The sequence below is a fragment of the Brevundimonas sp. LjRoot202 genome, from assembly GCF_964253355.1.
Taxonomy (GTDB): domain Bacteria; phylum Pseudomonadota; class Alphaproteobacteria; order Caulobacterales; family Caulobacteraceae; genus Brevundimonas.
In genome coordinates this window covers 618,782-644,339 of sequence record NZ_CAXUQW020000001.1, presented here as the reverse complement: position 1 = coordinate 644,339, position 25,558 = coordinate 618,782, and the positions used below count along the sequence as shown (strand labels likewise).

Annotated in this window: 23 protein-coding genes and 1 tRNA gene; 14 read left to right on the top strand and 10 right to left on the bottom strand. The window is 70.2% G+C overall.

All coding sequences use genetic code 11. The annotated features are described in order from the left end of the window. Window positions 1–3: 3 nt before the first annotated feature. Entirely contained in the window at window positions 4–597 is a 594-nt protein-coding gene (locus ACSQ1L_RS03560; RefSeq protein WP_435992001.1) for a CvpA family protein, read from the bottom strand. A gap of 28 nt (window positions 598–625) precedes the next feature. Continuing rightward, window positions 626–1,990, bottom strand: a complete 1,365-nt coding sequence (gene radA, locus ACSQ1L_RS03555; protein ID WP_435991999.1) for a DNA repair protein RadA — start codon at window positions 1,988–1,990, stop codon at window positions 626–628. Between the two features lie 79 nt (window positions 1,991–2,069). Between radA and ACSQ1L_RS03550 the strand changes: the two genes are divergently transcribed. Then, on the top strand, window positions 2,070–2,399 hold the full coding sequence (locus tag ACSQ1L_RS03550) for a hypothetical protein (RefSeq protein ID WP_435991997.1): 330 nt from the start codon (window positions 2,070–2,072) through the stop codon (window positions 2,397–2,399). Here the strand turns inward: ACSQ1L_RS03550 and alr are convergent. Next, window positions 2,387–3,424, bottom strand: a complete 1,038-nt coding sequence (gene alr, locus ACSQ1L_RS03545; RefSeq protein WP_435991995.1) for an alanine racemase — start codon at window positions 3,422–3,424, stop codon at window positions 2,387–2,389. The two genes, ACSQ1L_RS03550 and alr, sit on opposite strands and share 13 nt — an antisense overlap. Window positions 3,425–3,535: 111 nt before the next feature. Between alr and ACSQ1L_RS03540 the strand changes: the two genes are divergently transcribed. Continuing rightward, window positions 3,536–4,492, top strand: a complete 957-nt coding sequence (locus ACSQ1L_RS03540) for a hypothetical protein (RefSeq protein WP_435991993.1) — start codon at window positions 3,536–3,538, stop codon at window positions 4,490–4,492. Between the two features lie 4 nt (window positions 4,493–4,496). On the opposite strand, the gene ACSQ1L_RS03535 is transcribed toward ACSQ1L_RS03540, so the two are convergent. Further along, the gene (locus ACSQ1L_RS03535) at window positions 4,497–5,579 is read right to left on the bottom strand and encodes an ABC transporter ATP-binding protein (RefSeq protein ID WP_435991991.1); all 1,083 of its coding nucleotides are present in this window, start codon (window positions 5,577–5,579) and stop codon (window positions 4,497–4,499) included. Window positions 5,580–5,670: 91 nt separating this feature from the next. Further along, window positions 5,671–7,809 carry a DEAD/DEAH box helicase gene (locus ACSQ1L_RS03530; RefSeq protein WP_435991989.1) on the bottom strand — a complete coding sequence of 713 codons (2,139 nt, stop codon included), beginning with the start codon at window positions 7,807–7,809 and terminating at the stop codon, window positions 5,671–5,673. 184 nt (window positions 7,810–7,993) lie between these two features. On the opposite strand from ACSQ1L_RS03530, the gene ACSQ1L_RS03525 reads away from it, so the two are divergent. Continuing rightward, complete coding sequence (locus ACSQ1L_RS03525) at window positions 7,994–9,958, top strand: pre-peptidase C-terminal domain-containing protein (RefSeq protein ID WP_435991987.1); 1,965 nt, start codon at window positions 7,994–7,996, stop codon at window positions 9,956–9,958. Window positions 9,959–9,973: 15 nt separating this feature from the next. Here the strand turns inward: ACSQ1L_RS03525 and ACSQ1L_RS03520 are convergent. From ACSQ1L_RS03520 to ACSQ1L_RS03510, 3 genes are all read right to left on the bottom strand, one after another. Further along, window positions 9,974–10,048: transfer RNA gene (locus ACSQ1L_RS03520), tRNA-Val, on the bottom strand. 65 nt (window positions 10,049–10,113) lie between these two features. After that, entirely contained in the window at window positions 10,114–11,403 is a 1,290-nt protein-coding gene (locus tag ACSQ1L_RS03515) for a dicarboxylate/amino acid:cation symporter (protein ID WP_435991985.1), read from the bottom strand. 81 nt (window positions 11,404–11,484) lie between these two features. Beyond that, window positions 11,485–12,225: an SDR family oxidoreductase gene (locus ACSQ1L_RS03510; protein ID WP_435991983.1), complete on the bottom strand. Its 741-nt coding sequence runs from the start codon at window positions 12,223–12,225 to the stop codon at window positions 11,485–11,487. 104 nt (window positions 12,226–12,329) lie between these two features. Between ACSQ1L_RS03510 and ACSQ1L_RS03505 the strand changes: the two genes are divergently transcribed. Next, complete coding sequence (locus ACSQ1L_RS03505) at window positions 12,330–12,734, top strand: winged helix-turn-helix transcriptional regulator (protein ID WP_435991980.1); 405 nt, start codon at window positions 12,330–12,332, stop codon at window positions 12,732–12,734. Here the strand turns inward: ACSQ1L_RS03505 and ACSQ1L_RS03500 are convergent. Continuing rightward, window positions 12,704–13,420, bottom strand: coding sequence for an HAD-IA family hydrolase (locus tag ACSQ1L_RS03500; protein ID WP_435991978.1), 717 nt, complete (start codon window positions 13,418–13,420; stop codon window positions 12,704–12,706). The genes ACSQ1L_RS03505 and ACSQ1L_RS03500 overlap by 31 nt on opposite strands. A 65-nt stretch (window positions 13,421–13,485) precedes the next feature. On the opposite strand from ACSQ1L_RS03500, the gene glmU reads away from it, so the two are divergent. From glmU to ACSQ1L_RS03460, 8 genes are all read left to right on the top strand, one after another. Continuing rightward, a complete protein-coding gene (gene glmU / locus ACSQ1L_RS03495) occupies window positions 13,486–14,838 on the top strand; it encodes a bifunctional UDP-N-acetylglucosamine diphosphorylase/glucosamine-1-phosphate N-acetyltransferase GlmU (RefSeq protein WP_435991976.1) in 1,353 nt (450 codons plus the stop codon). Continuing rightward, on the top strand, window positions 14,835–15,251 hold the full coding sequence (locus ACSQ1L_RS03490) for a GFA family protein (protein WP_435991974.1): 417 nt from the start codon (window positions 14,835–14,837) through the stop codon (window positions 15,249–15,251). The genes glmU and ACSQ1L_RS03490 overlap by 4 nt, the downstream gene beginning before the upstream one ends. Next, the gene (gene rpiA, locus ACSQ1L_RS03485; protein WP_435991972.1) at window positions 15,248–15,931 is read left to right on the top strand and encodes a ribose-5-phosphate isomerase RpiA; all 684 of its coding nucleotides are present in this window, start codon (window positions 15,248–15,250) and stop codon (window positions 15,929–15,931) included. Before ACSQ1L_RS03490 ends, rpiA begins: the two co-directional genes overlap by 4 nt. 25 nt (window positions 15,932–15,956) lie before the next feature. Then, on the top strand, window positions 15,957–17,339 hold the full coding sequence (gene gor / locus ACSQ1L_RS03480; RefSeq protein WP_435991970.1) for a glutathione-disulfide reductase: 1,383 nt from the start codon (window positions 15,957–15,959) through the stop codon (window positions 17,337–17,339). Window positions 17,340–17,452: 113 nt separating this feature from the next. After that, on the top strand, window positions 17,453–17,950 hold the full coding sequence (locus ACSQ1L_RS03475; protein ID WP_435991968.1) for a GAF domain-containing protein: 498 nt from the start codon (window positions 17,453–17,455) through the stop codon (window positions 17,948–17,950). A 102-nt stretch (window positions 17,951–18,052) separates the two neighbouring features. Further along, window positions 18,053–19,423, top strand: a complete 1,371-nt coding sequence (locus tag ACSQ1L_RS03470) for a class II 3-deoxy-7-phosphoheptulonate synthase (protein ID WP_435991966.1) — start codon at window positions 18,053–18,055, stop codon at window positions 19,421–19,423. Continuing rightward, on the top strand, window positions 19,423–19,995 hold the full coding sequence (locus tag ACSQ1L_RS03465; RefSeq protein WP_435991964.1) for a prephenate dehydratase domain-containing protein: 573 nt from the start codon (window positions 19,423–19,425) through the stop codon (window positions 19,993–19,995). Before ACSQ1L_RS03470 ends, ACSQ1L_RS03465 begins: the two co-directional genes overlap by 1 nt. Before the next feature lie 240 nt (window positions 19,996–20,235). After that, complete coding sequence (locus ACSQ1L_RS03460; protein ID WP_435991962.1) at window positions 20,236–21,006, top strand: chorismate mutase; 771 nt, start codon at window positions 20,236–20,238, stop codon at window positions 21,004–21,006. 65 nt (window positions 21,007–21,071) lie between these two features. On the opposite strand, the gene ACSQ1L_RS03455 is transcribed toward ACSQ1L_RS03460, so the two are convergent. After that, entirely contained in the window at window positions 21,072–21,188 is a 117-nt protein-coding gene (locus tag ACSQ1L_RS03455; RefSeq protein ID WP_435991960.1) for a hypothetical protein, read from the bottom strand. Window positions 21,189–21,726: 538 nt separating this feature from the next. Here ACSQ1L_RS03455 and dnaE point away from each other — a divergent pair. Together dnaE and ACSQ1L_RS03445 are read left to right on the top strand one after the other, a co-directional pair. Next, complete coding sequence (dnaE, locus tag ACSQ1L_RS03450) at window positions 21,727–25,197, top strand: DNA polymerase III subunit alpha (protein ID WP_435991959.1); 3,471 nt, start codon at window positions 21,727–21,729, stop codon at window positions 25,195–25,197. After that, a complete protein-coding gene (locus tag ACSQ1L_RS03445) occupies window positions 25,197–25,553 on the top strand; it encodes a GFA family protein (RefSeq protein ID WP_435991957.1) in 357 nt (118 codons plus the stop codon). Before dnaE ends, ACSQ1L_RS03445 begins: the two co-directional genes overlap by 1 nt. Window positions 25,554–25,558: the final 5 nt, after the last annotated feature.

The window sequence follows — 25,558 nt, the reverse complement described above, 5'->3', positions numbered from 1 at the left end:
TGACTAGGGCGCGGTGCGCGGGGAGGTAGGCCTGGATTGCGTCGGGGGCAAGGCTTCATCGTCCTTAAAGCCTCTGCTCACGGACGAACTGACCACCGGCGTCAGGGCGTCGGCGCCGCGGCCGATGCCCGGCAGCACAGTCTGGATGGCCCGGGCGGCGCCGGCGGTGACGGGATGCAGGGCGGCGTCCGTCAGCCATCGTGGCGTCTCCTCGCCCGGCATCGCGGCGACGATGACCAGATGGACCGCCCCCAGCAGCACCAGCGCCCGGCCGGCTCCGACGAAGACGCCGATGAACCGGTCGACGCCCCCGAGGTGCGGATGGGCCTGCGCCCGCCTGGACAGGGCCGAACCGAAGATGCGCACCCCAAAATAGATCAGCAGGAAGGATGCGGCGGCCGCCGCGATGGTTCCGGCCCAGTCCGGGTCGATCAGGCCGCGTCCGATCGGCGCCGTGACCGGCAGGGCCACCAGCGCGAGAAACGCCGCCAGCGCGAAACTGAACAGGGTGATGATCTCGCGCGTCCCGCCCCGCACCCACCCGGCGGCTGCGGAACCCAGGATGACCAGTGTGGCGATGACGTCGAAACCGGTCATGGGCGCTCGGGAAAGGGACGATCCATCTTCAGTAGCGGTTTTGCGAGATTCGTTCGACCGCCTCGGTCAACCGGTTCACGGAGGTCACCTTCACCCCCTTGTCCTTGACCGTGAGCGGCGGCGACAGGGCCTGGTCGAAGCCCAGCTTCTGAGCCTCCCTCAACCGCGCCTCGGCCCGGCCGACGGCGCGGATCTCGCCCGACAGGCTGATCTCGCCGAACACCACGCAGCCTTGAGGCAGAGGCGTGTCGGTGGCGGAACTGACCAGCGCCGCCGCCGCCGCCAGATCGGCCGCGGGCTCGTTGATGCGCAGGCCGCCCGCCACGTTCAGATAGACGTCCTGATCGCCGAACCCGAACCCGCAGCGAGCCTCCAGCACCGCCAGCACCATGGCCAGCCGCCCCGTGTCCCAACCCACCACCGCCCGGCGCGGCGTGCCGTAGGCCGATTTCGAGACCAGCGCCTGCACCTCGACCAGCACCGGCCGCGAGCCCTCTATGCCGGCGAACACCGCCGCCCCCGGAGCCCGGTCCTTGCCTTCGCCGAGGAACAGGGCGGACGGATTGGCCACCTCGCGCAGTCCCGCGTCGCCCATCTCGAACACGCCGATCTCGTCGGTGGCCCCGAAGCGGTTCTTGCCGGCGCGGAGGATGCGGAACGGGTATCCCCGCTCGCCCTCGAAGCTCAGCACCGCGTCGACCATGTGCTCGACCACGCGTGGGCCGGCGACCTGGCCGTCCTTGGTGACGTGCCCGACCAGCACCACCGCCACGCCCTGCGACTTGGCCAGCCGCACCATCTCGCCGGCGCAGGCCCGCACCTGGGTCACCGAGCCCGGTCCGGCCTCGTGGGCGTCCGACCACAGGGTCTGGATCGAGTCGACGATGACGATGTCGAACTTCTCACGCTTCAGCGTGCCGAGGATTTCCCTCAGCGCCGTGGCCGAGGCCAACTCGACCGGGGCCTTCTCCAGCCCCATCCGCTTCGCCCGCGCGCGGATCTGCTCGACCGCCTCCTCGCCCGAGATATAGGCCACTCGCCGCCCCGACAGCGCCGCCCGCCCGGCCACATCGAGCAGCAGGGTCGACTTGCCGACCCCCGGATCGCCGCTCAGCAGGATGGCCGAGCCTGGCACCACGCCGCCGCCGCAGACCCGGTCGAACTCGGTGACCCCGGTGACGATGCGCGGCGGTTCGGGCGTGTCGGACTGCAGCGTCTCGAACTGGACGCCGCGCGAGCGGCTGCTCGAGGCCGGCTTCAGGGCGCCGGGCGGCGCGGAGCGGCTCTCCTCGACGATCGAGTTCCACTGGCCACACGCCCCGCACTGGCCCGACCACTTGCCGTGCACCGCCCCGCAGGACTGACAAACATAGATTGCACCATCACGAGCCATGCTGTTGGCTTACAGGAGTCGGTGCGGGCGGGGCAGGGGGCCTCGAAGTCCCTACGACCGCAAATGACGTAGGGGCCGAATGTCCGAGAAAACCTTCTTCGTCCTGTTCGGCGTGACCTGGGTCGTGGCCATGGCCTACGGGCTCAGCGCATGGCGGCTGCTGGCCCGGGTCCAGCGACTGAAGGCCGAGGGAAAGGCCGGCGAGGCGCCCGATCCGCTGTCGAACCCGCTGGAAGTGTTCGGCTATTTGGGCTGGCTGGTTGGTGGCCGCTACGGCGAGCTGGACGACGAGGTCGCCGCCCGCTGGGCCGGAATCGCCCGACCGCTGTTCATCGTCGCGGCGCCGCTGGTGATCGCCGTGTTCGCCGTGGCCCTGACCCAGTCCGGCGGCTGGTCTCAGCCGAGGTAGCGTCTCAGCACCCGGGGGCCGACCGAGGTCAGCAGCTCCCAGGCCACCGTGCCGGCGGTCGCCGCCGCGTCGTCCAGCATCCGGTTCGCCCCGAACAGCTCGGCGGTGTCGCCGACGGCGACCTCCAGTCCGGTCACGTCGACGGCGCAGACGTCCATCGAGACCCGCCCGACGATCGGCTGGAGCGACCCGCCAACCCAGACAAGGCCGCGCGGGCTATAGCTGCGCAGCACCCCGTCGGCATAACCCGCCGCGACCGTCGCGATCCGGCGCGGCGCTTCGGCGATGAAGCCGCGCGAATAGCCCACGCTGTCGCCCGCGGGCACCTCGCGCACCTGCAGCACCTCGGCCGCCAGGGTCGCGACCGGCCTGATCCGCGCGTCCGGCCGCCCCTCGGGCCCGCCGCCGTACAGGCAGATGCCCGGCCGCGAGGCGTCGAAGCCGTAGTCCCGCCCGAGGAAGATTCCTCCCGAATTGGCGAACGACCGCACCGTCCCCGGATACCGCTCCGCCGCCGCCGCGAAGGCGTCCCGCTGGCGGGCGTTCATCGGCTCGGCCGGGTCGTCTGCGCAGGCGAGGTGGCTCAGCACCAGATCGAGGCCGGGAAATGGTCCGGGTGCGTCCCCGGGGCGGAAGCCGAGCCGGTTCATGCCGGTGTCGATCTGCACGCCGCAGGCGCCGCCGCCGGCCGCCGTCCACTCCGCCAGCTGTTCGCCGGTGTTGAGGACGGGCCGCAGGGCCGCGTCGCGCACGCGCCCGGCCCGGCCGGCCAGGCAGCCGTCCAGCACGTAGATCGCGGGGCCGGCCCCCAGGGCGGCGCGCAGGCGTTCGCCCTCGCGGGTCCGGGCCACGAAGAAGGTCCGCGCCCCCTCCGCCGCCAGACGCCGGGCGCAGGCCTCGGCGCCCAGGCCGTAGGCGTCGGCCTTGACCACCGGATGAACCGGGACGCCGCCGACCGCTTCCAGCGTCCGGTAGTTGGCGGCGAGCGCATTCAGATCGACGGTGAGCGTGGCCGGCGCGGTCATGCCCCATCTAGGGCCACCGTGTTGTGCGATGCAACAAGAGCCCGCCTTGTTTGACCCGCCGGGCCGTCGGGTGTCTGATGACCGCGGTTATCCGGATCGGGAGGAGAGACGATGCGGCGTTTGGCCTGGATCGGCGCGGTCACGGCGGCGATCGCCGCGAGTCTCGCCCCGCACGGCGCAGCGCTGGCGCAGGACGAGCCGGGCGGCAACGCCATGGGCGGCCCGGAAATCTCGTCCGGCCATCACCAGGGCGACCACCAGGGACCGATCGGCCCCTATCTGAGCGCCGCCGAGTTGCGCAACTGGCCGCAGGGCAGCCGCCGGCCGACCCCCGAACGGCTGGTGCGGCAGCGCACGGCCGAGATCTTCGCCGCCGCCGGCGTGCCCTGCGAGATCATCGCCGCCCACAATCCGGGCGAAACGCGCCGGCGCAAGGACATCTACGAAGTCGCCTGCCGCGAGGGGCCGGGCTATATGGTCGTCGCCGAAGAGGATCCCGCCATCCTGAACTGCCTGCACCTCGCGGCGACCGAGGAGGCGCTTCGGGCGGTCGACGCATCGCGGCCGGTGACCTCCCTGTGCCTGCTCGACCAGAACAAGGACGCCGCGGCGTCGCTGCGGCCGCTGGCGGCGAGCATAAATCCCGCCTGCGCGGTCGACCAGGCGGCCTGGATCGGCCGGGTCGGCGAGGACCAGGACCGCTACGAGATCGGTTGCGCCGGCGGGGACGGCCTGTGGCTGCAGACGCCGATCAACCGGACCGACGTGACCCGGTCGTTCTCCTGTCTCGACCTGATCGCCCTGGGCGAGGCCTGCAAATTCACCACCGGCGCCGAACAGGCGGCGACCGTGGCGTCCTGGCTGCCGGAAGGCGGGGCGGCGTGCGCCGCCGATGGGGCCCGGGTCGTCGGCGTGGCCGACGGGGCCCGCTACTACGAACTCAGCTGCGGCGCCGGTCCGGGCATGATGCTGAGGCTGACGCCGGAGGGCCGGTTCGATCAGGCCTGGCCGTGCGCCCAGGCGACCGGCATCGCCGGCGGCTGCAAACTGGCCAGGGCCGAGCCCTGACGGCCTAGCGTCGGGCGAAGGCCTCGCCGGCGGCGTCGAACAGATGGGCCTGGCCGGCCGGCACGCGCAGCTTCAGCGCCTCTCCCGCGGCGGGTCGGGCCTCGCCCGGCAGCAGCACCGTCACAGCCGCGTCGCCGGCGGTCAGATAGGCGTAGGTGGCGTGGCCCAGAGTCTCGACGAAGGTCACGGTCGCGGCGATGGAGTCGCCCCGGCCGGACACCGAGAGATGCTCCGGCCGCACGCCCAGGGTCACCGCGTCGCCGGGCGCGGCGCGGGACGCGTCGACGTCGATCCCGACACTCTCGCCCGCAGCCGTGCGCACCGTCGCGCCGCGGGCCGAGGCGGCGACGATCTCCGCCGGCAGCAGGTTCATCTTCGGGCTGCCGATGAACTCGGCCACGAACAGGTTGCGCGGCCGCTCGTACAACTCCATCGGCTTGCCGACCTGTTCGATGACGCCCGCGTTCAGCACCACGATCCGGTCGGCCAGGGTCATGGCCTCGACCTGGTCATGGGTGACGTAGACCATGGTCGTCTTCAGCCGCTCGTGCAGGCTGGCGAACTCGTAGCGCATGCGCACCCGCAGGGCGGCGTCGAGGTTGGACAGGGGCTCGTCGAACAGAAAGACCTGCGGCTCGCGTACGATAGCCCGGCCGATCGCCACGCGCTGCCGCTGTCCGCCGGACAGGGCCCTGGGCTTGCGGTCCAGGTAGTCGGTGATGTTCAGCGTCCCGGCCGCGCCGCGCACGCGGCGGTCGATCTCGGCCTTGTCCAGTTTGGCAAGTTTCAGCCCGAACGCCATGTTTTCATAGACATTCATGTGCGGGTACAGGGCGTAGGACTGGAACACCATGGCGATGCCCCGGTCCGACGGCGACAGGTCGTTGACCGGCCGTCCGCCGATGGCGATCTCGCCGCCGTCGGCCTCTTCCAGCCCGGCGATGGTGCGCAACAGGGTGGACTTGCCGCAGCCGGACGGGCCGACGAAGACCACGAACTCGCCGTCCGCGATCTCCAGGTCGATGCCCTTCAGGACCTCGGTCGCGCCGAAGCGTTTGGTCACCCCGGTCAGCCGGACGTCCGCCATGTTTCCTGCCCGCAGCTTCTTGCTTTGCGGTTACCGTAAACGGTTACAGGTCGCGATCAATCCTCAGCGGCGCAGGACCGTCGCCCCGGGGCTAGCGCGGAGCCTTGCCCTTGTAGGGCTTCGCCGGCGGCTTGCCGCGCGCGTCCTTCGGGGCCCACGGGCGGTCGCCGCCCTTGGGCTTGCCTTTCCACGGCTTGTCGCCGGCGGCGGCCGGGGCCGCCTCGGCGTCAGAGCGCGGGGTCCACGGCGTCCTGCCCTCGGCGGCGGGCTTCTTGACCCACGGCTTCTTGCCGGCCGGCGTGGGCGTGTCGGGCGTGCGCTTGACCCAGGGCTTCTTGCCCTCGGCGGCGACGGGAGCCGCGTCGTCGCGCTTCACCCACGGCTTCTTCTCACCCTGCGGACGGTCCTCGCGAGCCTTCCAGGCCGGCTTGTCGCCGTCCTCGCGTTTCACCCATGGCTTCTTCGCACCCTCGGGGCGATCTTCGCGCGGCTTCCAGGCCGGCTTGTCGCCGCCGTCTTCGCGCTTGGCCCACGGCTTCTTCTCGGGGCGGTCGCCGCCCGCGCCGGGCTTCTTGTCCCAGCGGCTGACCGGCTTCTCGGACGGGCCCGGCTTGACGGCGGGATCGATCTTGACGCCGTCTTCCAGGCCCTGGGCGATGGCGGCCTCGAATTTCGCCTTCATCTCCTGGGTGATCTCGAACTTGGTCTCGCGCTCGAAGATCTTGATCGAGCCGATGTCGCGTTTGGTCACATGACCCAGACGGCAGATCGTCGGCATCAGCCATTTCGGATCGGCGTTCTTGTCGCGGCCGATGTTGATGCGGAACCACGCCATGTCTCCGCCGCGGGCGAAGTCCGTATACGGCACGTCCGGCTGGCCCTTGTCGTTCCTGCCGGTCGCCTGCTGGCGCTTCATCCGCTCGTCGTCATAGACCTCTTCCGGCGCCGGCAGCTTCTGCTGGTACAGGCGGATCAGGGCGGCCGCGACCTGCTCGGGCGAGCTCTTCTCGAGCAGTTGCCGGCCCAGGGCGAGCGCCTCCTCATCCTCGACCGGCGCGGTCAGGACCGGATCGGCCAGCATGCGCTTGCGGTCGTTCTCGAGGATCATCTCGGCGCTCGGAGGCCCCGACCATTCCGCCGTGATCGAGGCCGACTGCAGCATCAGCTCGACCTTGCGGCGGCGCGTGTAGCTGACCAGCAGGACCGAGACGCCTTTCCTGCCCGCGCGGCCCGTGCGGCCCGAACGGTGCAGCAGGCCGGCCTTGTTGACCGGGATCTCGGCGTGGATGACCAGACCCAGATCGGGCAGGTCCAGTCCGCGCGCGGCCACGTCGGTGGCCACGCACACCCGCGCATGGCCGTCCCGCAGCGCCTGCAGCGCTTCGGATCGCTGGCTCTGGGTCAGTTCGCCGGACAGGCCGACGACCGAGAAGCCGCGTTCGCGCAGGCTCGAGGTCAGGTGCTTCACCCGCTCGCGGGTATTGGCGAACACCAGCGCACCGGGCGCCTCGAAGTAGCGCAGCACATTGACGACGGCGAGCTCGACCTCGTTCGGCGCGACGCGGATGGCCTTGTATTCGATGTCGGCGTGCGAGGCGTTGCCCGCCACCGTGTCGATGCGCAGCGCGTCCTTCTGGTAGGTCTTGGCCAGCTGCACGATGTCGCGCGCCAGCGTCGCCGAGAACAGCAGCGTCCGGCGCTCGGCCGGGGCGGCGTCGAGGATGAAGGTCAGGTCTTCCTGGAAGCCCATGTCCAGCATCTCGTCCGCTTCATCCAGCACGACGGCCTGAAGCGTCGACAGGTCCAGCGCCCCGCGCTCAACGTGGTCGCGCAGGCGGCCCGGCGTGCCGACGACGATGTGGCAGCCGCGTTCCAGCGCCCGGCGCTCGACCTTGGGATCCATGCCGCCGACGCAGGACACGATCCGGGCGCCCGTCTGGGCGTAGAGCCACTGCAGCTCGTTGGAGACCTGCAGCGCCAACTCCCGGGTCGGGGCGATGACCAGAGCCACCGGCGCGCCGAACTCGGCGAATTTCTCGGCCTCGCCCAGCAGGGTGGGGGCCAGGGCCAGCCCGAAGGCCACCGTCTTGCCGGATCCGGTCTGGGCCGAGACCAGCAGGTCGCGCCCCTGTTCGGCGTCCAGCACGGCGGCCTGTACGGGCGTGGGCTCGGCGTAGCCACGGGCGGAAAGCGCGCGGTCGAGCGCGGGATGACTGGCGGGGAAGGGCATGGAGCGGTCCGTAAGGCGCCACGGCGGCGCGCGCCAGCCCCGGGCGGGGCGGCGAAGGGGCGGGCGTATGCCTGCCGATCAAGGCGGAAGCGCGACGATCCCTTCCATTTCTGACGGCGCCGCCGACAGACGGTGACAAGCGACCATTGTTCGGTAAAGCTGCGATGCAAGAGGGGAATTCGCCATGTTCAGATCATTGCTCGCCGCCACGACGGCCCTGACCGTGCTGGCCCAGCCCGCCGCCGCCCTTCCCGCGGGGCCGACCCAGGACGGTTCGCAGGGGATTCGCCCCGGCCAGACCGTGCAGGGCGAGCTGCGGCGCGGCGACGACACCCTCGACAGCGGTGAATACAATGACACCTGGACCTTCCCGGTCCGCGCCGGGGAGACCTATGAGGTCGCCCTGTCGGCCTCGGCCTTCGATCCCTACCTGCTGGTGCGCGGCCCCGGCGGCCTCAGCGAGGACAATGACGACGATCCGGCGGCCCGCGGCTCGCGCGACAGCCGCCTGAGCTTCACCGCCCCCGCCGACGGCGAGGTCGAGATCGGAGCCACCAGTTACGAGCCCGGCGAGACCGGCGCCTACCGGCTGACGCTCGAGGCGGCCGGCGCCGGGCAGGCGCGACCGGACGCGGGCGAAACGTCCAGCGTCATCGCCGTAGGCCGAACCGTCGGCGGCAGCCTGGCGGGCGGAGACGAGCAGCTCGACTCTGGCGAGTTCATCGATTCCTGGACCCTGCGGGGCCGGCGCGGCCAGCAGCTCGATATCCGCCTGACCTCGACCGCCTTCGACCCGTATCTCATGGTCAGGGGCCCCGACGATTTTTCCAGCGACAATGACGACGACGCCGGCGTGGACGACTCGCGCGACAGCCGGCTGCTGGTCACCTTGCCCGCCGACGGCGAATACCAGATTTCCGCCACCAGCTACGAGGCCGGCGAGACCGGCGCCTACCGTCTCGCCGTCCTCGACGGCGCCGGCGTCTCGGCCCCCCGGCCGGCGTCCGAGGCGCCGTCGGCGCGCCCGGCGCGGGGCGGCGAAGTGACCCTCGGCGAGGCGGTCTCGGGCTCCTTGGCCGGCGGCGACGACACCCTGAACTCGGGCGAATACGTGGATCGCTATCGCTTCAGCGGCCAGCGTGGCCAGCGCGTCGCCGTCGACCTGACCTCCTCGGCGTTCGACGCCTACACCATGGTGATCACCCCCTCCGGCGAACAGTTCGACAACGACGACGGCGAGGACGGCACCAACAGCCGGCAGGACCTGGTTCTGCCCGAGGACGGCGACTACGAGGTGCAGGTCACCTCCTACCGTCCAGGCGAGACCGGCTCCTACCGCTTCAGCCTCGAGGCCGGCCGCGAGCCGCCCCGTCAGGCGACGGTCCCGGGCGGGCCCCGGGTGTTCGCCGTGATGGTCGGGGTCTCCGACTACAACGGAACCGCCAACAACCTGGCCTTCACCGACGAGGACGCCCGCAAACTGTCCGAGACGCTCGGCCGCGAGGGTTCCCTGAACGAGGCCAGCGTGGTCCTGACCAACGCCGAGGCCACCGTCGAGGGGGTTCGCGACGCCTTCCGGCGCGTGGCCGAGGCGGCCGGGCCGGACGACATGTTCCTGTTCTTCTTCTCGGGCCACGGCAGCCAGGAGCCGACCCCGGTCACCGGCCTCGAGCCCGACGGCAAGGCCGAAACCCTGGTGCTGGTCGACGGCGAGATTCTCGACACCGAACTGGCCGGCCTGTTCGACACCCTCGACACCCGTCTGGCGTTGCTGGTGGTCGATTCCTGCTTCTCCGGCGGCTTCGCCCGCAACGTCGTGGATCGTCCGGGGGTGATGGGGGTGTTCAGCTCCGAGGAGGACCTGACCAGCGCCGTGGCCGGCAAGTTCCAGGCCGGCGGCTACCTGTCCCACTTCGTGCGCGCCGGCATGTCGGGCGCGGCCGATGGCGACGGCGACCGCCTGGTCACCGCCGGCGAGCTGGCCACCTACCTGCGCCGCCAGTTCCGCGTGGAGGTCGAGGACGTCCAGGCCACCACCCAGGACGGCCAGCGCAACTACCAGAACCTCGTCATCGATCGCGGCGGCGTCCAGGTCGACGACGTCATCGTCCGCCTGCCGGTGACCACGATGGCTTCGGCGGGGCAGTGACTGAGGGGAGAGAAATGGTGGATGCGACAGGGATTGAACCTGTGACCCCCTCGGTGTGAACGAGGTGCTCTCCCGCTGAGCTACGCATCCATCAATCGGGGAGGCGGGGACATAGCCCGGTCGCCCCACCCTTGCAAGACGTCACGGGCACGACGTCAGATGCCCGCCGCCTGCACAGCCTCCGGCGTCTCCGCGTCCGGGTCGCCGGGCAGCCAGGCGACGTGGCCGTTGTAGATGTCCTCGTCGAGGATGCCCTCTTCCCTGGCCACCAGCACAGGGACCAGCATCTGGCCTGTCACATTGGTCGCGGTGCGCATCATGTCGATGATCCGGTCGATGGCGATGATGTAGCCGATGCCTTCCAGCGGCAGGCCGGCGGTCGACAGGGTCAGGGTCAGCATGACGATCGAGGTGCCGGGCACGCCGGCGGTGCCCAGCGATCCCAGCACCGCCGTCAGCCCGATCAGCACATACTGGGTCAGGGTCAGGTCGATGCCGAAATACTGGGCGATGAAGATGGCCGCGATGGCCGGATAGATGGCCCCGCAGCCGTCCATCTTGACGTTGGCGCCCAGCGGCACCGCGAAGGCGGCGTAGGCCTGGGGCACGCCCAGCCGCTCGACCGTCTGGCGCAGGGTGACCGGCAGCGTCCCCAGCGACGACGAGGTCGCGAAGGCCGTCTGCTGGGCGGCGAAGGCCCCGCGGAAGAAGCTGCGCACCTTCAGCCCGTGCAGCTTCAGCAGGCCCGAATAGACGATCAGGATGTGGAACAGGCAGGCGGCGTAAATGGCGAAGATGAACTTGCCCAGCGGCAGCAGCGCCTCCCAGCCATAGCCGCCGACCACCGAACCGATCAGGCCGAACACCCCGAACGGAGTCAGCTGGATGACCCAGCGGGTGATGCGGAAGATCACCGACGCGCCTTCGTCGACCAGCCGCCGCACCCCCTGCGCCCGGTCCCCCAGCGCCACCAGCGCGCCGCCGACCAGGGCCGAGAAGAAGAGGATCTGCAGCACCTTGCCCTCGCTCAGGGCGGCGAAGGGATTGGTCGGGACGATGCCGATCAGCACGTCCAGCGGCGTCGGGATCTCGCGCTCGCGCACCTCGCCCAGCGGCAGGTTCTCGAGGCCGAGGCCGGGATTGATCAGGTGGCCGAAGGCGAAGCCGACCAGCACCGCCAGCAGGGAGGTGACGGCGAACCAGACCAGCGTCCGCACCCCCAGCCGCACGGCCCCGACGCCTTCGCCCAGTTTGGCGATCGAGGAGGCGATGGTGAACAGCACCAGCGGCGCCACCACCATGCGGATCAGGTTCAGATAGACGTCGCCGATCGGCTGCAGCCAGACCTCGGCCTGCTCGCGCAGGATCAGCCCGGCGAGGATGCCGAGCGCGAAGCCCGCGGCGGTGCGCTGCCACAGCGGTATCGCGAAGAAGCGTCGGAACATGGACAGGGCTCTCGGCGGCAGGCTGCGGTATGTGTTGGCTCGTTCCCCGAACCGCAACCGCGCCGCCGACAGATTATGCGGTCAGTGCGCCCCGTTCAGCGTCCGGAACACCGCGTCATAGTCGCCCCGCGCCTCCGCTCCGCTCAGGAACTTCACCCGTTCGACGAGGATCTCGTCCGCCCCGCCGGCCTCGAACAGGGCCAGGCTTTCCGCGGTGAAGTCGGCCAGCGGCATGGAGTTCGGGTTTTCGGCGTGGCCCGGCACAAGGTCCGTCGCCACCGCCGGCGGAGCCCATTCGATGACCTCGATCGAGGTGTCCCTCAGCTGGTGGCGCAGCGACTGGCTCCATGAATGGATCGCCGCCTTGGTGGCCGAATAGGTCGGCGTCGTCGTCAACGGCACGAAGGCCAGGCCCGAGGACACCGTCACCACCGTCGCCGCCGCCGCCTTGCGCTTCAGATGCGGCAGCAGCGCCGCCGTCAGCCGGATCGGCCCCAGCAGGTTGATGGCGATGGTCTGCTCGGCGATGGCCAGGTCGATCTTGTCCTCGGCCACCATGATCCCGGCGTTGTTGATGACGACGTTCAGGTCAGGGTGCGTCTCGACCACGCGCGCGGCGAACGCCTCGATGGCGGCGGGGTCCGCCACGTCCAGCGTCTCGAAGGCCATGCCGGGATTGGCGGCGGCGACCGCTTCCAGCGGCTCGCGGCGCCGGCCGGCGATGATCACCTTCGCCCCGCGGGCGTGCAGGGCCTCGGCCATGGCCTTGCCGATGCCGGTGCCGCCGCCGGTGATCAGGATGGTGTCGTTGCGGGTGTCCATGGGGTGTCTCCTTGGCTGGAAATCCGATGGGCGATCATCTATACCCGACACTTACGATCAGAAAGTAGGCACCGAAACGTGCTGTAGTTACCGGAAAGAGAGCTATGGCTGACGCAGGCGTTCACGCCCATCCCCACCCCGACGCCCCGCCCCTCGACCCGCGTGTCGAGGCGCTGGTCAACGAGGTCATCGGCCGGGTGGCCGACAAATGGACCATGATCGTGCTCGAGGTGCTGACCGAGCACGGCGAGCTCCGCTTCACCCGCATTGGTCAGCTCGCAGGCGGCGTCAGCCAGAAGATGCTGACCCAGACCCTGCGCCAGATGGAGCGCGACGGCCTCGTCGTCCGCACCGTCCACCCCGTCATCCCGCCGAAGGTCGAATACCGCCTCACCGACATGGGCCACAGCCTCAGCGAGGCCTTCTGCGGCGTCTGGACCTGGGCCGAGGCCCACCTCGACCGCATCGAGGCGGCCCGTCAGGCGTTCGACGCGCGCCGCAACGCCTGACCACCCCCGACCAGCCGCTCGATGGCCGCCGGTAGCGCGTCGAAATGCTCGATCAGGGCGTCGGCGCCGAGCTCGGCCGCCGGCGTCAGGGTGTAGCCGAAGGTGGTCAGGATGCAGGCCACGCCCGTGGCCCGCGCCGCGTCCAGGTCGGTGATGCTGTCGCCGACCATGATCGCCCGGGCCGGATCGCCGCCGGCCTGCAGCACCGCCTCGCGGATATGGGCCGCGTCCGGCTTTCGCGCCGATACCGACTTCGGCCCGCAGATCGCGGCGAAGCGGTCCTCCAGCCCGATCGCGCGGAACAGGGCCACGGCGAGATCGGTCGGCTTGTTGGTCGCCACGCACAGGATCGCGCCCCGGGCCGCCAGCCCGTCCAGCGCCTCGATCGCGCCCGGGTAGGCGGTGCTCTCGTCGGCGATATGGGCCATGTAATCGACGAGGAAGGCCTCCAGCAGGGCCGGGGAGGCGGCCTCGTCCCATGCCATGCCTGCCGCCGTGAAGCCCTGTTTGAGCAGCGCCACCGCGCCATGGCCGATGTAATTGCGCGCGATCTCCAGCGGCAGCGCCGGCAGGTCGTGCTGGACCAGCAGCCGGTTCAGAGTACCGACGATGTCCGGCGCCGTCTCGACCAGCGTCCCGTCGAGGTCGAAGGCGATGGTCCAGCCTTCCAGATCGCGTTCCGCCATCGTTCACTCCCGCCGGCCGCCCCGATGGGCTAGACCCGGGCAACGCCTAGCCGCCGGACCGATTCATGACCAGCTCTCCGCATCCTCGCGCCGCCATCATCCTCGCCGCCGGCCAGGGCACGCGGATGAAGTCGCCCCTGCCCAAGGTGCTGCACCCGGTCGGCGGCCGCGCCATGCTGGACCACGCCATCGACGCCGCCGAGGCGCTGGGTTGCGAGCGCATCGTGGTGGTGGTCGGCGCCCACTCGCCGGAGGTCCGCGCCCATGTCGAGAAGCGCCTCGGCGAGGACGCCATCGCCGTGCAGGACCCGCCGCTCGGCACCGGCCACGCCGTCCGCGCCGCCGAGGCCGTGCTCGGCGACTTCGTCGGCCAGGTGGTCATCACCTACGGCGACGTGCCCCTGCTCACCGCCGCCGACATCGAGCCGGTCTTCGCCGCCCACGACGGCGTCACCGTCATCGGCTTCGAGGCCCGCGACCCCGCCGCCTATGGTCGCCTTGTCATGGACGGCGATCAGCTGGCCGCCATCACCGAGGCCAAGGAGGCCTCGCCCGAAGTCCTCGCCCTGACCGCCTGCAACTCCGGCGTCATGGCCGCCCCGGTCGGCCTGCTGTTCGATCTGCTGCGCGAGGTGCGCAACGACAACGCCAAGGGCGAATACTATCTGACCGACGTGGTCGAGCTGGCCCGCCGGCGCGGCGCCCCGACCCGAGCCGTCTTCGCCGCCGAGGACGCCGTCATGGGCGTCAACGCCCAGGCTGAACTGGCCCAGGCCGAGGCCCTGTTCCAGAAGGTCCAGCGCGAGACCTTCCTCGCCGCCGGCGTCACCATGCCGGCCCCCGAGACCGTCCATTTCTCGTACGACACCGAGGTCGGCGGCGGCACGACCATCGAGCCCTATGTCGTCTTCGGTCCGGGCGCGAAGATCGCCGCCGGCGCCCGCATCCGCGCTTTCAGCCACGTGGAGGGCGCGACGGTCGCGGCCGGCGCCGAGGTCGGCCCCTACGCCCGCCTGCGCCCTGGCGCCGATCTGGGCGAGGGGGCCAAGGTCGGCAACTTCGTCGAGGTGAAGAACGTCCGCATGGGCAAGGGCGCCAAGGCCAACCACCTGGCCTACCTTGGCGACGGCGAGGTGGGGGCGAGGGCGAACATCGGCGCGGGCGTGATCTTCTGCAATTACGACGGCTTCTTCAAACATCATACGACAGTGGGTGAGGCGGCCTTCGTCGGGTCCAACAGCTCGCTGGTCGCCCCGGTGGCCATCGGTGCGGGCGCCATGGTCGGCTCGGGCTCGGTGATCACCAGGGACGTCGAACCCGGCGACCTCGCGCTCGGCCGCGGCCAGCAGACGGCGAAAACCGGCTGGGCCGCGCGGTTTATGGAGACCATGCGGGCGAAGAAGGCGGGCCGATCATGACCGAACAGACCGCGACCGGCGGCTGCCTGTGCGGCACCGTGCGCTACCGCGCCTCCGGCCCGCCCAGCGCCCTGTCGCTGTGCCATTGCGCCTCGTGCCGCCGGGCCGCCGGCGCGCCGTCGCTGGCCTGGGTCATCTTCCCGGAGGACAAGGTCGAGATCACCTCGGGCGCGATCGCGGAATTCGAATCCTCGCCCGGCGTCACGCGCGGCTTCTGCGCCCGCTGCGGAACCTCCCTGACCTATGCCCGCGCCAACCGACCGGGCCTGTTCGATGTCACCACCGCCTCACTCGACAATCCCGACGCCTTCAGCCCGACAAAGGAAATCTGGACCGAAGAGCGCCTGTCCTGGGTGACTCCGCACCCGACCCTTCCCCAGTTCGATCAATTCAGCACCCGGCCGACCTCATGAGCGATCACCAGAAACGTCTCGCCGGCGAAGCCGCCGCCCTCCGCGTCGAGGCGGGCATGACCGTTGGCCTCGGCACCGGCTCGACCGCCGCCTGGTTCGTCAAGGCGCTGGCCGCCCGCAACCTGTCCGGTCTGCGCTGCGTCCCCACCTCCGAGGCCACTGCCGAACTGGCCCGCGAGCTCGGCCTGCCGCTCTCCACCCTGGAGGATTCGCCCCGCATCGACCTGACCGTCGACGGCGCCGACGAAGTCGGACCCGGCCTGGCCCTGATCAAGGGCGGCGGCGCGGCCCTGCTGCGCGAGAAGTTGGTCTGGGAGGCCTCGGCCCGCTGCCTGGTCATCGCCGACACCGCCAAGGTGGTGAAGACCCTCGGGGCCTTCGCCCTGCCGATCGAGGTCGTCGCCTTCGGCCACAAGACCACCGCCAACCGCATCGCCGACGTGCTCGCCGACCACGACATCGCCCTGCCGGCCCGGGTGCGAAACGCCGAGCGCGGCCTCGTCCGCACCGACGGCGGCAACCTGATCTATGACGCCAAATGCGGCGCCATCCACGACCCGGTCCGGCTGGCCGACGATCTGAAGCTGATCACCGGCGTGGTCGAGCACGGCCTGTTCCTCGATCTGGCGGACGAGGCGATCATCGGCTTGGATTCCGGGGTGGACGTCCTAACTCCGTAACCTCCGCGGTTTCCGAAAGCAGATCATGCCCGACTACGACTACGACCTCTTCGTCATCGGCGCCGGCTCCGGCGGCGTCCGGGCGGCCCGGCTGACCGCCCTGGGCGGCAAGAAGGTCGCCATCGCCGAGGAGTACCGGGTCGGCGGCACCTGCGTCGTCCGCGGCTGCGTGCCCAAGAAATTCATGGTCATGGCCTCCGAGGTCAGCCACGCGATCGAGATCGCCGAGGGCTACGGCTGGTCGTTCGAGGGCACGAAATTCGACTGGCCGACCTTCCTTGAGGCCAAGGACGTCGAGATCGCCCGCCTGTCCGGCATCTACGCCGCCAACCTCGGCAAGGCCGGCGTCGACCTGATCCATGGCCGCGCCGTGCTCAGGGACGCCCACACGGTCGAGATCATCGGCAAGGGCCAGACCGTCACGGCGGAGAAGATCCTCGTCGCCACCGGCGGCCGCCCCTGGAGGCCGGAGAGCCTGCCGGGCATCGAACACGCCATCACCTCGGAAGAGGCCTTCCACCTGCCGGAACTGCCGAAGCGCATCCTGATCGCCGGCGGCGGCTATATCGCGGTCGAGTTCGCCGGCATCTTCGCCGGCCTCGGCGTCGAGACGACCCTGATCTACCGCGGCCCCAACATCCTGCGCGGCTTCGACGATGACGTCCGGGCGCACCTCGCCGGCGAGATCGAGAAGCGCGGCATCAAGGTCATCCTCGGCGCCCAGCACCAGGCCATCGAGAAGACGGACACTGGTCTGGTCAACGTGCTGGAGAACGGCATGCGGATCGAGACCGACGTGGTCATGTTCGCCACCGGCCGCGTCCCGCACGTCAAGGACCTGGGCCTCGACGCCGCCGGCGTGAAGATCGACGCTGACGGCGCCATCTGCGTCGACGCCTTCTCGAAGACCTCGGCCGAAAACATCTGGGCCATCGGCGACGTCACCGACCGGATGAATCTGACCCCCGTCGCCATCCGCGAGGCGGTGGCTTTCCACGAGACCGTCTATCGCAACAATCCGACCCATTTCGACTATGAGGCGGTCGCTACGGCGGTGTTCAGCCAGCCGTCGGTCGGCGTGGTCGGCCTGTCCGAGAGTGAGGCGCGCCATTCCTGCCCCGGCGAGGTCGATGTCTACGTGACCCGCTTCCGGCCGATGAAATACGCCTTCACCGGCTCGGACGAGCGGATGCTTATGAAGCTGGTGGTCGATGCGACCAGCCAGAAGGTCGTGGGCGTCCACATCGTCGGTCCCGAAGCGCCCGAGATGATCCAGCTGGCCGCCATCGCCGTGAAGGCCGGCCTGACCAAGGCCCAGTGGGACGCTACCTGCGCCGTCCACCCGACCATGGCCGAGGAGCTGGTCACCCTGAAGGAGAAGCAGTCCTCCGACACGAACGCCGGATAGAGCCGGGAGCAGGGGGCATGGCCGCGACGACGGCGCCCCCACAGCCTCGCGCGGCGGCCGGACCCGGCGCGCCCCGCCTTGGGCTCTGGCCCCGTCTGTGCGTATGTAGGGTCATGACGCCGACGAAGGTCACCTTCGATCCCAGAGTTCGCGAGTCCCTGAATCTCTTCGTTCGCGCGCTCGAGGTCGCCGCGGGCGACGCCTTCATCGTGTCCATTCTGCTCCTCAGCGACGACGGCCGCCGCCTCGGCTGCTTTGTGGCCCCCAGCCTGCCCCCGGCGTTCTGCGACGCCATCGAGGGCGAGGCGATCGGGCCGGCGGCGGGCTCGTGCGGCACGGCCGCCTGGCTCGGCCATGAGGTCTACACCCACGACATCGAGAGCGATCCGCTGTGGGTCCGCTATCGGGAGCTTGCCCTGAGGCATGACCTGAAGTCCTGCTGGTCGACGCCCATTCTGAACGAGGCGAACGAGGTCGTGGCGACCTTCGCGATCTACCACCGGACGCCCAGCAGCCCCTCGTCGGCCGAGGTCGACGCCATCCGGTTGGCGGCCAGGGCTCTCCTCCCCCTGATCGAGGCCAGGTCGAGCGCGAGACGCCCCGGCCCCTGACCGGGCGCCTTTCCCAAGCGGCGATGTCTCCCGCGCGCAGGAAAACGCCATGCGGCGCGACGGTTCATTGTTCACAAGCCGCGCCCGGCCTATCTTGCTGGAATGACCCGCTGGACGCCCGAGAGCTGGAGATCGAAACCCGTCGTGCAGATGCCGACGGACTATCCGGACATGGCCGCCCTGCATCGCGTCGAGGACGAACTGCGCGCCATGCCGCCGCTGGTCTTCGCCGGCGAGGCGCGTCACCTGACCGCCAAACTGGCCCAGGTCGAGGCGGGCGAGGCCTTCCTGCTCCAGGGCGGGGACTGCGCCGAGAGCTTCAAGGAGTTCTCGACCGACAACATCCGCGACACCTTCCGCCTGATCCTGCAGATGGCCGTGGTCCTGACCTTCGCGGGCCGCAAGCCGGTGGTGAAGGTCGGCCGCATCGCCGGCCAGTTCGCCAAGCCGCGCTCGTCCTCGCTCGAGACCATCGGCGACGAGACCCTGCCCAGCTACCGGGGCGACATCATCAACGGCATGGCCTTCACGCCGGAGGAGCGTCTGCCCGACCCGCAGCGCCTGATCCGCGCCTACAACCAGTCGGCCTCGACCCTGAACCTGCTGCGCGCCTTCGCCGGCGGCGGCTACGCCGACCTGTACAATATCCATCGCTGGACCATGGGGTTCGCGGCCGACACCGCCTACGGCGCCAAATACCGCGAGCTGGCCGACAAGATCACCGAGGCCCTGGCCTTCATGGAGGCGGTCGGCGTCACCCCGGAGAGCCATCCGGACCTCAGCCGGGTCGAGGTGTTCACCAGCCACGAAGCCCTGCTGCTCAACCTCGAGAGCGCCCTGACCCGGCTCGACGGCGCCACCGGCGAATGGTTCGACACCTCGGCCCACATGGTCTGGATCGGCGAGCGCACCCGCCAGCTGGACGGCGCCCACGTCGAATTCGTGCGCGGGATACGCAATCCCGTCGGCCTGAAGTGCGGCCCGACCATGGAACCGGACGACCTGCTCGCGCTGATCGACGTGCTCAACCCGGACAACATCCCCGGCCGCCTGACCCTCATCGGCCGCTTCGGCGCCGACAAGGTCGGCGACCGCCTGCCGCGCCTGATGAAGGCGGTGAAGGCCGAAGGCCGCCGCGTGGTCTGGTCGATCGATCCGATGCACGGCAATACGCTCAAGGCCGGCAACGGCTACAAGACCCGTCCCTTCGAGCGGATCCTGTCCGAGGTGCGCGGCTTCATCGATGTGGCCGAGGCCGAGGGCGTCCACCCCGGCGGCGTGCACCTCGAGATGACCGGCCAGAACGTCACCGAATGCCTCGGCGGGGCCCAGGCCCTGACCGAGGACGACCTGTCCAGCCGCTATCACACCCACTGCGACCCGCGCCTCAACGCCGACCAGGCGCTGGAGCTGGCGTTCCTCGTCGCCGAGCGGCTCAAGGCCGGGCGGGTCAGCCGCTCGCAGGCGGCCTAGTGGAGGGCGTCGGCCGCCCCGCTGACGACGACGTCCCGGGCCGCTGCGCCTACCAGGGAGCGCCCGGCGCGTTCAGCCACGAAGCCTGCATCGACCTGCGTCCCTGGGACCAGCCCGTCGCCTACGACAGCTTCGAGGCGGCGATCGACGCCCTGAAGGCGGGGGAGGTGGGGTGCGCCCTGATCCCGGTCGAGAACACCACCATCGGCCGCGTCGAGCCGGCCGCGTCGCTGGTCGAGAAGGCCGGGCTGACCGTGGTCTCCGAGGTCTGGCGGCCGATCCGGCTGGCTCTGATGGCTCCGTCCGGCGCGCGGCTGGGCGACATCAGGACGGCCGAGAGCCATCCCGCCGCCCTGGGTCAGTGCAGCGGCACGCTGGGCAGCCTCGGCATCGAGTCTGTCGAGGCTTATGACACCGCCGGGGCGGCCCGCGCCGTCGCGGAGGCGAAGGATCGCACCCGCGCCGCGGTCGCCCCCATGCGCGCCGCCGAAGTCTACGAGCTGTCGATTTTGCGCAACGACATTCAGGATTCGGCCGACAACCGGACGCGATTTGTCCTGCTTAGCGCCTGAACGGCTTGACGCCGCACGATCCGTGCGCCCAATGACGCCCATGGTCCGTTCGCAAGCCATCGCTGCGACTGCATTCGCCCGCCTTCCGGCGGCCGCGGACCTGTATTTCTACGGCTTTCGATACGCCGGCTGAGGCGTCGGGCATCGCGTCCTGACCGCCTCGCCGGCGACCGCTCCGCGATGGAGCGGCGGCTCGCAAACGCCCCCGAACGCCTCCGTAGAAATCGAAAGTTCCTCCCCGTGCCCCATTCCAGCGCCCTGCCCGCCCTCCAGCAAGTCTGGCCCGCGCCGCTCGACCTCTCTCCCGAACAGATGGCCCTGGCCGCCCTGCGCCACGAGATCGACGTTCTGGACGACCAGCTGCTGGCCCTGTTTGAACGCCGCCTCGCCATCGCCGCCCGCGTCGGACGCGCCAAGGACGCCCCATCCGGCCCCCATGTGAAGCTGCGGCCCGACCGCGAGCAGGCCGTTCTCGACCGCGTTCTCGCCCAGGCCGGACCCGACAACCGGGAGGCCGTGGAATCCCTCTGGCGCCAGATCGTCGGCTGGGGGCTGGCCCGTCAGGGTCGGATGAAGGTCCAGGTCTGGTCTCCCGTCGAACCGACCCGCGCCTTCGACGGCGCCCGTCTCCGCTTCGGCGCGGCGGCCGACATGCGGGCCGTGCGCGATCCCCAGGCCGCGCTGGCCTGGGCCGCCGAGGGTCACGGCGTGGCGGTGCTCGCCGTCAACGCCGGCGATCCGTGGTGGACCGGCCTGCGCCGCGAGTGGGCCGCGCTCAGCGTCTTCGACGGCTTCGGCGGCGAGACGCCGACGGCGCTGGCGGTCGGCAAGATCGATCCGGCCGCCCTGCCCAGCGGCCGCCGCGTGCTGGTCACCGCCGGCGGCGACGCCGGCGACGGCTCCGGCATCCGCCGCCGCGGCCTCGACACTCACCACGGCTGGACCCTGTCCCTCACCGACGCGGTCCTGCTTGTCGGCGGCGACGAAGGCTGCGTCGGCGCGATCGGCTAGGGCGCGGCGTCACCGGCCCCGTCGGTCCGTTGAACGGGTCGGGCGCCTCGCCCTGACCGGGATCTCTACTTCTTGCCCGGAACCTGGGTGAACGGCGAGGTTCCCACCGACACCGCCGGCTTGGCCTTCTCCGCCTTCGGCTTGCGGATTTCCTTGTTGCTGCGTGCTTGACCCTTGGCCATGGCCGCTACTCCCGCGACGCCGGCCGCCGGAGGGGCGGATGACTGGTGGCGTGCTGCGCACACCATAGCAGGGCCTTTTCGCAAGCGGGTGAGTTTGAGCTTCACCGGCAGGGATGACCGGGTATGGCCACTTGACTGGAACCAAACGGGAACATAGAACATTACCGGAACACGCAAGGGAGGCCGTCATGGCGCGTTGGGTTCGGGATATGCTGTCGCTGGCGTCGTGCGGCGGTTTCGTCTGGGTGATGTGGCAAGCTGCGCTGATGACCTCGGCGGCCTGAAGGATCGATCGGTCTGCTGACCGATGCGGGCGAACAGCCCTGGAGCGGAAAGCCGGAGGCTTCGTAGTCTTCGGGCTCCTGTTTGCCGTTTTACCCGGGTCTTATCGGCGCGGAGGCGGAGGGCCCGGCGGGCCTATCCACAGCCGGCCCCCGACCACGGCGTCGGTCGCGCCGCTTTCCGGTGTCCCGGTCGCCCGTGATGTGAGACTCGGTCCAGAACAGACGCACGCATCGGCGAAGGAGCAGAACCCGGTTTGACCGACACGCTGAACAGCCAGGGCTTCATCCACCTGCGGGTCCGCTCGGCCTATTCCCTGCTGGAAGGTGCGATCAAGGCCAGCAAGGTTCCCCGGCTGGCCGCGGACGCGGGCATGCCGGCGGTGGGCGTGGCGGACCGGGCCAACCTGTTCGGGGCGCTCGAATTCAGCCAGGCCGCGAAGGACGCAGGGGTCCAGCCGATCATCGCCTGCGCCCTGCCGGTCACCGGTATCGGCGGCAAGGTCGCCGAGCGCTGGGCCAGGGTCCCCACCGTCGTCCTGCTGGTCCAGAACGAGGCCGGCTGGCTCAACCTGTCGGCCCTGTCGTCGTCGGCCTTCCTCGACGCGGGGGCCATGGACGAGCCCAGCGTGCCGTGGGCCATGGTGGCCGAACGCTCCGAGGGCCTGATCCTCCTGTCCGGCGGCCCCGACGGCCCGGTCGATCCGCTGTTCGTGCAGGGCAAGCCGGCCGAGGCCGCCGCCGCGCTCGCCGACATGCAGGCGGCCTTCGGCGACCGCTTCTACGTCGAGCTCCAGCGCCACGGTCTCGCCTCCGAACAACAGGCCGAGCGCGGCCTCGTCGAATGGGCCTACGCCCACGACGCGCCGCTGGTCGCCACCAACGACGTCCATTACGCCAGGGCCGCCCAGGCCAGATCCCACGACGCCCTGCTGTGCATCGCCGACGGCGCCTTCACCGGCCAGGAGGATCGCCGCCGCATCACTGGCGAGCACTGGTTCAAGACCGCCGCCGCCATGCGCGAACTGTTCGCCGACCTGCCCGAGGCCTGCGACGCGACCCTCGACATCGCTCGCCGCTGCGCCTTCATGGCCCCGACCCGCGCCCCCATCCTGCCGCGCTTCGACGCCGGCGCCGGCCGGTCCGAGCCCGACGAACTGATGCATCAGGCCCGCGAGGGGCTGAAGGAGCGGCTGAAACAGGTCACGCCCGCCGCCCCCGAGGAAGAGTACTGGACCCGCCTCGAATGGGAGGTCGGCATCATCCAGCAGATGGGCTTCCCCGGCTATTTCCTGATCGTGTCGGACTTCATCAAATGGGCCAAGAACCACGGCATCCCCGTGGGCCCGGGGCGCGGCTCCGGGGCTGGCTCGCTGGTCGCCTGGTCGCTGACCATCACCGATCTCGATCCGTTGCGCTTCGGCCTGCTGTTCGAGCGCTTCCTCAATCCCGAGCGGGTCTCAATGCCCGACTTCGACATCGACTTCTGCCAGGAGCGGCGGGAAGAGGTGATCGACTATGTCCAGGACCGCTACGGCAAGGACCGCGTCGCCCAGATCATCACCTTCGGCACCCTGCAGGCGCGCGCCGTGCTGCGCGACGTCGGCCGGGTGCTGCAGATGCCGCTCGGCCAGGTCGATCGCCTCGCCAAGATGGTGCCGGCCAACCCCGCCAACCCGGTGACCCTCGCCCAGGCCATCGATCTGGAGCCGCGGCTCAGGGAGGCGCGCGACTCCGACAAGGCGGTTGCGACCCTGCTGGAGACGGCACTGGAGCTGGAGGGCCTCTACCGCAACGCCTCGACCCACGCCGCCGGCATCGTCATCGGCGACCGCCCGCTGATCGAGCTCGCGCCGCTGTACCAGGACCCGCGGTCGACCATCCCGGCCAGCCAGTTCAACATGAAATGGGTGGAGGCCGCCGGTCTGGTGAAGTTCGACTTCCTCGGCCTCAAGACCCTGACGGTGCTCGACCGCGCCCGCCAGTATCTCGAGCGGCGCGGCGCCGCCCCCGACTGGAACGGCCTGCCGCTCGACGACCCGCGCACCTATGAACTGATGGCCTCAGGCCAGACCGTCGGCGTGTTCCAGCTGGAATCGCAGGGCATGCGCGACACCCTGCGCAAGATGCGTTGCGGCTCGATCGAGGAGATCACCGCCCTGATCTCCCTCTACCGGCCCGGGCCGATGGAGATGATCGACACCTACATCGACCGCAAATTCGGGCGGCAGGAGGTCGACTACCTCCACCCCTCGCTGACGGAGGTGCTGACCGAGACCTACGGCGTCATCATCTACCAGGAGCAGGTGATGAAGATCGCCCAGATCCTGGCGGGCTACAGCCTCGGCGAGGCCGACCTCCTGCGCCGCGCCATGGGCAAGAAGAAGAAAGAGGAGATGGACTTCCAGCGGGCGCGCTTCATCAAGGGCGCTTCCGAAAAGGGCGTGCCGGAAGAGCAGTCCGGCGGCATCTTCGACCTGGTGGCCAAATTCGCCGGCTACGGCTTCAACAAGTCGCACGCCGCCGCCTACGCCCTGATCAGCTTCCAGACCGGCTGGCTGAAGGCGACGCACCCGGTCGAATTCATGGCCGCGTCCATGAGTCTCGATCTCAGCAATACCGACAAACTGGCTGTCTTCTATCAAGATTGTCGGCGCTTCGAGGTGCCGGTGAAGGCCCCGGACGTCAACCGTTCCTCCGCCGACTTCGACGTGGCGTGGGAGGAGGGGCCGGACGGCGAAAAGACCGGCTCGGTGCTCTACGCCCTCGGCGCCATCCGCAACGTGGGGCTGGAGGCGATGAAGCATCTGGTCGAGGTGCGCGAGACCGGCGGCCGCTTCACCGACATCTTCGACTTCCTCGAGCGGGTCGATCCGAAATTCGTCAACAAGCGCGCGCTCGAGAACCTCGCCCGCGCCGGCGCCTTCGACAGCTTCCACACCAACCGCCGCCAGCTGGTCGAGCAGGCCGACACCCTGATGGCCTATTGCCAGAGCGTCGCCGCCGAGCGCGCCTCGTCGCAGGTCAGCCTGTTCGGCGGCGACCAGGCCGGCGCCGGACGCCCGCGCCTGCGCCCGGTCGAGCCGTGGGTGGGGCCAGAGAAGCTGGATCAGGAGCTGGCCGCCGTCGGCTTCTACCTGTCCGGCCACCCGCTGGAGGACATGGCCCCGGCCCTGAAGCGCAAGCGCGTCACCTTCGTCGCCGAGGCCACCGCCCTGGCCGAGAGCGGCCACGAGGCCTTCCTGATGGCCGGCGTCGTGCGCCGTCGCCAGGAGCGGGCCAGCGCCCGCACTGGCGAGAAATTCGCCTTCGTCACCTTCTCCGATCCGACCGGCGAGTTCGAATGCCTGTTCCCGCCCGAACAGCTGCGCAAATGCCGCGAGGTGCTGGAGGTCGGGGCCTCGATCATGGTCCGCGTGCGGGCCAAGTCAGCGGACGGCGAGGTGCGCTTCTTCGGCGACGACGCCAGCAAGCTCGACACGCTGATCGACGACGGCGCCATGGGCCTGCGCATCCACGTCTCGTCGAAGGCCGCCGACCCGGCCGCCCTCAAGGCCCGCCTCGACCGCGCGAAGGCGGACGGAAAGGGCGGCGAGGTCTCCCTCGTCGCCTCCCTCGACGGCCGCCGCGAGGTCGAACTGAAGCTGCCGGGCCGCTACCGGCTGGACGGCGCCCTGCGCGGCGCGCTCAAATCCGCCCCCGGGGTGGTGCTGCTGGAGGATGCGTGATGGCGGAGGTGAAGACCCACACGGGAAGCTGCGCCTGCGGGGCCGTGGCCTATGAGGTCGACACCGATCTCGAGGGGCTGATGGAGTGCAACTGCTCGCACTGCTACCGCAAGGGCTTCGTCCTCGCCTTCGTGTCGCCCGACGCCTTCCGCGTGACGCGGGAGGGGCCGCAGACCGAGTTCACCTTCAACACCCACAAGATCCGCCACCGGTTCTGCGACACCTGCGGCGTCCAGTCCTTCGCACGCGGCGAGAAGCGGGACGGCTCGCCCATGGTCGCCGTCAACATCCGCACCCTGACCGACATCGAGCCCTGGAGCTGGACCGCCCAGCGGGTGGACGGCAGGAGCTTCTGATGCCG

Coding starts and splice junctions, on each gene's coding strand:
- ACSQ1L_RS03560 (WP_435992001.1), bottom strand. CDS start 597: ATGACCGGTTTCGACGTCATCGCCACACTGGTCATCCTGGGTTCCGCA.
- radA (WP_435991999.1), bottom strand. CDS start 1,990: ATGGCTCGTGATGGTGCAATCTATGTTTGTCAGTCCTGCGGGGCGGTG.
- ACSQ1L_RS03550 (WP_435991997.1), top strand. CDS start 2,070: ATGTCCGAGAAAACCTTCTTCGTCCTGTTCGGCGTGACCTGGGTCGTG.
- alr (WP_435991995.1), bottom strand. CDS start 3,424: ATGACCGCGCCGGCCACGCTCACCGTCGATCTGAATGCGCTCGCCGCC.
- ACSQ1L_RS03540 (WP_435991993.1), top strand. CDS start 3,536: ATGCGGCGTTTGGCCTGGATCGGCGCGGTCACGGCGGCGATCGCCGCG.
- ACSQ1L_RS03535 (WP_435991991.1), bottom strand. CDS start 5,579: ATGGCGGACGTCCGGCTGACCGGGGTGACCAAACGCTTCGGCGCGACC.
- ACSQ1L_RS03530 (WP_435991989.1), bottom strand. CDS start 7,809: ATGCCCTTCCCCGCCAGTCATCCCGCGCTCGACCGCGCGCTTTCCGCC.
- ACSQ1L_RS03525 (WP_435991987.1), top strand. CDS start 7,994: ATGTTCAGATCATTGCTCGCCGCCACGACGGCCCTGACCGTGCTGGCC.
- ACSQ1L_RS03515 (WP_435991985.1), bottom strand. CDS start 11,403: ATGTTCCGACGCTTCTTCGCGATACCGCTGTGGCAGCGCACCGCCGCG.
- ACSQ1L_RS03510 (WP_435991983.1), bottom strand. CDS start 12,225: ATGGACACCCGCAACGACACCATCCTGATCACCGGCGGCGGCACCGGC.
- ACSQ1L_RS03505 (WP_435991980.1), top strand. CDS start 12,330: ATGGCTGACGCAGGCGTTCACGCCCATCCCCACCCCGACGCCCCGCCC.
- ACSQ1L_RS03500 (WP_435991978.1), bottom strand. CDS start 13,420: ATGGCGGAACGCGATCTGGAAGGCTGGACCATCGCCTTCGACCTCGAC.
- glmU (WP_435991976.1), top strand. CDS start 13,486: ATGACCAGCTCTCCGCATCCTCGCGCCGCCATCATCCTCGCCGCCGGC.
- ACSQ1L_RS03490 (WP_435991974.1), top strand. CDS start 14,835: ATGACCGAACAGACCGCGACCGGCGGCTGCCTGTGCGGCACCGTGCGC.
- rpiA (WP_435991972.1), top strand. CDS start 15,248: ATGAGCGATCACCAGAAACGTCTCGCCGGCGAAGCCGCCGCCCTCCGC.
- gor (WP_435991970.1), top strand. CDS start 15,957: ATGCCCGACTACGACTACGACCTCTTCGTCATCGGCGCCGGCTCCGGC.
- ACSQ1L_RS03475 (WP_435991968.1), top strand. CDS start 17,453: ATGACGCCGACGAAGGTCACCTTCGATCCCAGAGTTCGCGAGTCCCTG.
- ACSQ1L_RS03470 (WP_435991966.1), top strand. CDS start 18,053: ATGACCCGCTGGACGCCCGAGAGCTGGAGATCGAAACCCGTCGTGCAG.
- ACSQ1L_RS03455 (WP_435991960.1), bottom strand. CDS start 21,188: ATGGCCAAGGGTCAAGCACGCAGCAACAAGGAAATCCGCAAGCCGAAG.
- ACSQ1L_RS03445 (WP_435991957.1), top strand. CDS start 25,197: ATGGCGGAGGTGAAGACCCACACGGGAAGCTGCGCCTGCGGGGCCGTG.